Below are 5,577 nucleotides of genomic sequence, written 5' to 3'. Positions count from 1 at the left end.
GGCCGCGATGTGGTGGCGCTTTGTCTGGGCGCCGATGCCGATGTGCGTCAGGTGTTGTGCGGCGAGCAGGGCGTATTTGCACATTTACCGCGCGGCGGCGTGGTGATCGACCACTCTACGACCTCGGCCGCGCTGGCGCGCGACATGGCCCAGGCGGCGGCCCAGACGGGTCACGCCTTTATCGACGCCCCGGTGTCTGGCGGTCAGGCCGGTGCCGAGGCGGGCAAACTGACGATTATGGCCGGCGGCGATGAGCAGGCCTTTGCCCGCGCCGAACCGCTGCTGCAGTGCTACGCCGCTCGCTATCGCCGCCTCGGTGAGGTGGGCAGCGGGCAACTGGCGAAAATGGTCAATCAAATTTGTATCGCCGGCCTGTTACAGGGGCTGGCCGAGGGGCTGAATTTTGGCCAGCAGGCGGGCCTGGATATGGCCGCTGTGGTTGATGTGATCAGCGCCGGTGCGGCCCAGTCCTGGCAAATGGACAACCGCGCGACCACCATGCTGCAGGGCGAATTCGATTTCGGCTTTGCCGTGGACTGGATGCGTAAGGACCTGGGCTATGTGCTCGACGAAGCCCGTCGTCAGGGCCTGAGCTTGCCGGTGACCGCACTGGTAGATCAGTTCTATGGCCAGGTGCAAAACCTCGGCGGCGGCCGCAAAGATACTTCCAGCCTGTTACTGGCCCTGCAGGCCAGTCAGCAGCCGTCTCCCCAGAATTCAACAACCTCGGATCAATGATGGATAAACAGCAGTTCAACACCCAGCTTATGGCGTTTTTGGATGCCAGCCCCACGCCGTTTCACGCCGCCGAAAATATGGCCAGCGCCCTGCGCGATGCCGGTTTTAGCGAGCTCAATGAGCGCGACGATTGGGCTTTGCAGCCCGGCAAGGGCTATTACACCCTGCGCAATGGCTCCTCCATTGTCGCCTTTCGGGTGGGTGAGGGGGATGTTGCCGAGAGCGGCTGGAAGATGGTCGGCGCCCATACCGACAGCCCCTGCCTGAAGGTTAAGCCCAATCCGGTACTGCATAAAAAGGGCTATTTTCAGCTCGCTGTGGACGTCTACGGCGGCGCCTTGCTCAATCCCTGGTTTGACCGCGATCTCGGTCTGGCCGGCCGGGTAAGCTACCGCACGATCGACGGTCATTTGCGCAGTGCTTTGATCGACACCCAGCGGGCGATCGGCTGTATTCCCAGCCTGGCCATTCACCTCGACCGCGAGGCCAATAACAGCCGCAGTGTTAATCCGCAGACGGACCTGCCAGTGCTGATCAGTCAGCCCGCGCAGGCCCCCGACTTTAAAGCGCTGTTGAAACGCTTTTTGGCCGAGCAGGGCAGCGACGATGTCGATGTGGTGCTCGATTATGAATTGAGCTTTTACGACGTGCAGGGCGCCGCGCTGATCGGCTTGGATAATGAGTTTATCGCCAGCGCGCGGCTGGATAATCTGTTGTCCAGTTTTGTTGGCCTGCAGGCGCTGCTGGCCGCGCCGGCCGATCAGCACAGCGTGCTGGTCAGCAACGACCACGAAGAAGTGGGCAGCATGTCCAGCAGCGGCGCGCAGGGGCCGATGCTAGAGTCGACGCTGCGCCGTATTGCCGGCGATGAAACCCGCTGGCAGCGCGCGATCGCTCACTCGCTGATGATCTCCGCCGACAATGCCCACGGCGTGCACCCCAATTTTAGCGACCGGCACGACGCTAATCACGGCCCGCTGCTCAATCGCGGCGCGGTGATTAAAATCAATGTGAACCAGCGCTACGCGACCAACAGCGAAACCAGCGCGATGTTCCGCCACCTTTGCGAGCAGTGCAAGCAGCCGGTGCAAAGCTTTGTGGTGCGCAGCGATATGGCCTGCGGCAGCACCATTGGCCCCATCACCTCTTCGACACTGGGCGTTGCCACCCTCGATATCGGCGTGCCGACCTTTGCCATGCACTCCATTCGCGAGTTGGCCGGCAGTGAAGATGCCGCCGGTTTGAGCGAGGTCTTGGCGGCGTTCTACGCCCGCCGCTGAGCTAGGGCGGCGTTTGGGGGAGCGGACACCATGAAGAGCGGCGATGTTTTACGCCGGGCGCTGCCGAGCTAACAGAAGGGTAGCGCTGTCTCAGGCGTGTCCGTAACCGTGGTTGCCGGTTTGGGGCGTGGGCTGCCGGGGTAGATGATGTGCTGTGCGCAGTGAAACTGGGCAATCGTTCTTCCTGAGGATTGGCAGCTAATAGTTGCCTCCCAAGTCTGGCTTGCGTGTTCCCTGTCGGTGATGCTGGCAATACAGTTAATAATGCCGCCGCGCACCGTTCCCAGTAGATTGGGCTTACATTCAATCGTTAAAAAACCCGAGGCGCCTGCAGGCAGATTTGCAATGCAGCCAATACTGCAGGCGCTGTCGGCCAAGGCTAGCAGGACGCTGGTTTGCACAAAGCCGCTAGGCGTTAGGTGCAAAGGGGAGATCTCCATGCTGGCCTTGATTTCGTCATCGCCCACGTCGTCGAAGCTGATACCCAGCAGGCCCGCCAGTTTGTCTGCGTAGAGCGCATTGATTTGTTGCAGGTCGGTCACGACGATACCCCTAACCCTAATACCGGTTTATACAGCAGTGTGAACTTAGTCTCAGGGTATTGCATTCGTCGATAAATTGGCTCTAGCAAAACTTGCTATGTTTAGCCAAGTTGATGATTTTTTGATATTTATCAAGGTGCTAGAGCTTGTCGACGGAAGGTTGGGCGCAGCGGCGGTTGTCACCCGGTGATGAGAGTTGGTGCGTTTTTTCGTCGAGCAACTGGGTAAGGCGTTGTGGGTATATCTAAATGGTGCTGCTGGCTCGTTGTTGAATCGCTGCAGCGTGGGTGGCAGCGATTTGGCTGATTGCCCGGCGTTGCCGCACAGCCCTTCCTTGCCCTGTGCAAGCGCGAAATGCCAGCCGATTTCTAGCGGTTTAAGCAGGCGATATCAGGCGGCGTTAACGCCGGGATTGGGCTTGTCAGCTGGCCCCCTATTTATGCCTTTGCTTATCGTCCCTGGTTATGTCTAACGGCGCGTTTATTTGAAAATACACTGTGAGTTTTGCTGGTGCTTGCCGTGCTCGGAATCATTGATCTCAGTCAATGAGCAAGGTCTGTTAGTGGACTATATTTTTAGTGTGGGCTTGCTGCGCTGCGGGCGCAGCAGCAACCATGAGCTGAGTGAATAGTGTTTAAGGAGCGAATCATGAACCTGTTACCACGCGATAACCGCTTCGACTTAGACAATCTATTTGAGAGTTTTTTTGCGCCGGGGAATCTGTCTCAAGATAGATTCTTTAGCCCAAAGGTCGATATCAGTGAAACGGACACTGGCTATACCATTCAGGCCGAGCTAGCCGGCGTGAAGAAGGAGGATATCCATCTCGAACTTCACCACGGCGTGCTCACGCTCAGCGCTGAAATCAAGCAGGAAGACAAGGAAGAAAAAGGCGGCCGCCTCATTCGTCAGGAACGCCGCTACGGCAGCATACAGCGGAATTTTGCTGTGGGAGATGCTGTGCAGCAAGAGGATATCAGCGCTAAGTTTGACAATGGCTTACTGCTCGTTAGCGTGCCTAAAGTTGAAGAAAAAGAGCCCGAGAAAAAGAGAATCAACGTGGTGTAGTAACCGTGGTGGGTAGGGGCTCGACGGAGCACAGCCCGAATCACTTCGGGCCGTGCTACTAAGGCTTACTCGCCCGTGAAATTGGGCTTGCGGCGCTCGACAAAGGCGCCCAGGCCTTCCTGTCCGTCGCGGCTTTCCTGTTCTAATTGGGCGGTCAGTCAAGTTCGTCTGAAGCTAGTAAGGAGGTTGGCGCAGGTTGTTGCTTGCGCCTGCATGTTTCAGTACCTAAACATTAGTGCTTACGAGCTGAGATTTATTAGGAGTCTGTTCCTGTGTTATCAACCACTATAGCGGGATACAGAAAGCGTTCCCTGATTTCTTTTTCATAGCTACTTTCTACTGGCGCAACTTGGTTGTTTTCGTTGCCGCTTTCGTTATCCATTTGGGGTTTTATTTTTGGTGCTTTGGGTACCCAAATAGACAGGTGTTCACCAATGGTGTCGTAGAACCAGAGAAGGGCGCGCTCGGTTTCTTCGATAAATGTTCTGGCACCTCGAAATCGTCCCGCTAGGTCAGTAACTATGCTCACTTCTAGCTCCTTGGGAATGTCCTTAATACCTTCGGCTAGCAAAGTTTCTGGGCTGTCGATAGCTTGTGATAGTGTCGACATCGTCATTGGTGTGCGCCGTGGCCAGTACGCTTTGATCACTATTTCTTCCATAGCTTTAACATCCTTTAGCTGCCGTGTTAGCCAGTTAATTGCAGCTGTTGGGCGTTTAACATCTTGTGGAGAAGTGAGCTTGATGTCGAATGTGACCGTTCGGCGCATTAGATCGGCGGTAATTTGTATTGGTCCCGCTGCATTGGGTATCTCAAGGGTTGCTATCATCTTGCCTGAGCTAACCATGGTATGGATGGCCTGCTTGATCTGTTGTTCTGGCGATGACTGTAGTTTTCTTGGTAGCTGAACAGAAACTGCACTTCGGGTTGCCATGCTGAGCTGTAGACTTAAATAACGCAGCAATTGATTCCAGCTAGATACTGCGCCCTCAATTTCTTTTTGGTGGCTTGATAAATGCGCGCCTCGTTGTACAAGATCGCAGATTTCGCGCCAATCTGGGGACATCTTACTCAGCGCAGAAACGCCAGATGAGGAGTGCCGGAAATAGCGAATTAGCTCAGATAAAAGGAAGGCTTGTTCCGGGTCATCAACGATTTTGTTATCGGATAAAATAACAGCCTTTGAAATAATACTGAGCCAAGAGAAGTGATATAGCTCGACTTTTTTTAAAGACTGTTTGGTGATATTGACGGGGTGGTGTGTTGGCAGGACTGCGTACTCATTTGAAATGGTAATGAGGGCATCAATTCCTAGGGCTCGCGCTACCGTAAGATATTTTTCTAGTTGATCGCAGCTAAGGTTCGCGTTGCCAATTTTTGATTCGATTAATGCCGTCCACTCTTTTTTTCCAGTATGAACAACGATTAGGCCGTCAGGGCGAATGCCTTTCGCGCATTCGTGCTTGAACACAACTTCGGTATAGCAGTCGATTTTTGCTCTTGTTCCAATTGATGCTCCAGCATCGGATAAGACAGACTTTGCAAATTCGGGGATTATACGGAATGCAGCTAGTAGTGAGGCTGTTGCTTTTTCTTCTTTCTTAGAGTCGGGTAATACTGGTATCAATCGCGCGCGCTCACCGCTTTTTAGCTGTTCAATAATAGTCACATCGACCTCCTTGTCATCATCGTGGCAACGAGACTGAGTATAGTGCGCTTGGTGTTGCGGTCAATTTTCGTGCTAACAGTAAAGCGGGAAGGGCGGAAATTAGGAGAGTGGTGTGAATGATTGGATGATAAGTTAGTAAGCCGCCCGGCGTTAGCCGGGCACTTTAATCTTCGAAATGGAGTTACTCGCCCGTGAAATTGGGCTTGCGGCGCTCGACAAAGGCGCCCAGGCCTTCCTGTCCGTCGCGGCTGCCCACGCAGTGAGAAATGCCGCGGCTTTC

Annotated in this window: 5 protein-coding genes; 3 read left to right on the top strand and 2 right to left on the bottom strand. The window is 54.6% G+C overall.

What is annotated here, in order from left to right:
* A partial coding sequence (locus ABYM29_RS14590) for an NAD(P)-dependent oxidoreductase (RefSeq protein WP_372865519.1) occupies positions 1 to 738 on the top strand: 738 nt, incomplete at its 5' end.
* Entirely contained in the window at positions 738 to 2,018 is a 1,281-nt protein-coding gene (locus tag ABYM29_RS14585; RefSeq protein ID WP_372865520.1) for a M18 family aminopeptidase, read from the top strand. The genes ABYM29_RS14590 and ABYM29_RS14585, both read left to right, overlap by 1 nt.
* A gap of 68 nt (positions 2,019 to 2,086) precedes the next feature.
* Here ABYM29_RS14585 and ABYM29_RS14580 read toward each other — a convergent pair whose 3' ends face one another.
* Positions 2,087 to 2,560, bottom strand: coding sequence for a PaaI family thioesterase (locus tag ABYM29_RS14580; RefSeq protein ID WP_372865518.1), 474 nt, complete (start codon positions 2,558 to 2,560; stop codon positions 2,087 to 2,089).
* A 648-nt stretch (positions 2,561 to 3,208) separates the two neighbouring features.
* Between ABYM29_RS14580 and ABYM29_RS14575 the strand changes: the two genes are divergently transcribed.
* Positions 3,209 to 3,628 (top strand): Hsp20/alpha crystallin family protein, encoded by a 420-nt coding sequence (locus tag ABYM29_RS14575; protein ID WP_372865517.1) that lies wholly within the window; start codon positions 3,209 to 3,211, stop codon positions 3,626 to 3,628.
* A 256-nt stretch (positions 3,629 to 3,884) separates the two neighbouring features.
* Here ABYM29_RS14575 and ABYM29_RS14570 read toward each other — a convergent pair whose 3' ends face one another.
* Complete coding sequence (locus ABYM29_RS14570) at positions 3,885 to 5,297, bottom strand: hypothetical protein (RefSeq protein WP_372865516.1); 1,413 nt, start codon at positions 5,295 to 5,297, stop codon at positions 3,885 to 3,887.
* Positions 5,298 to 5,577 lie beyond the last annotated feature (280 nt).

Source organism: Spongiibacter sp., assembly GCF_041602295.1.
Classification (GTDB): domain Bacteria; phylum Pseudomonadota; class Gammaproteobacteria; order Pseudomonadales; family Spongiibacteraceae; genus Spongiibacter.
This window is presented reverse-complemented; position numbering and strand designations above follow the sequence as displayed.

Excerpts from the sequence above, each read along its gene's own strand:
- ABYM29_RS14575 (WP_372865517.1), top strand. The coding sequence starts at position 3,209 with ATGAACCTGTTACCACGCGATAACCGCTTCGACTTAGACAATCTATTT.
- ABYM29_RS14585 (WP_372865520.1), top strand. The coding sequence starts at position 738 with ATGGATAAACAGCAGTTCAACACCCAGCTTATGGCGTTTTTGGATGCC.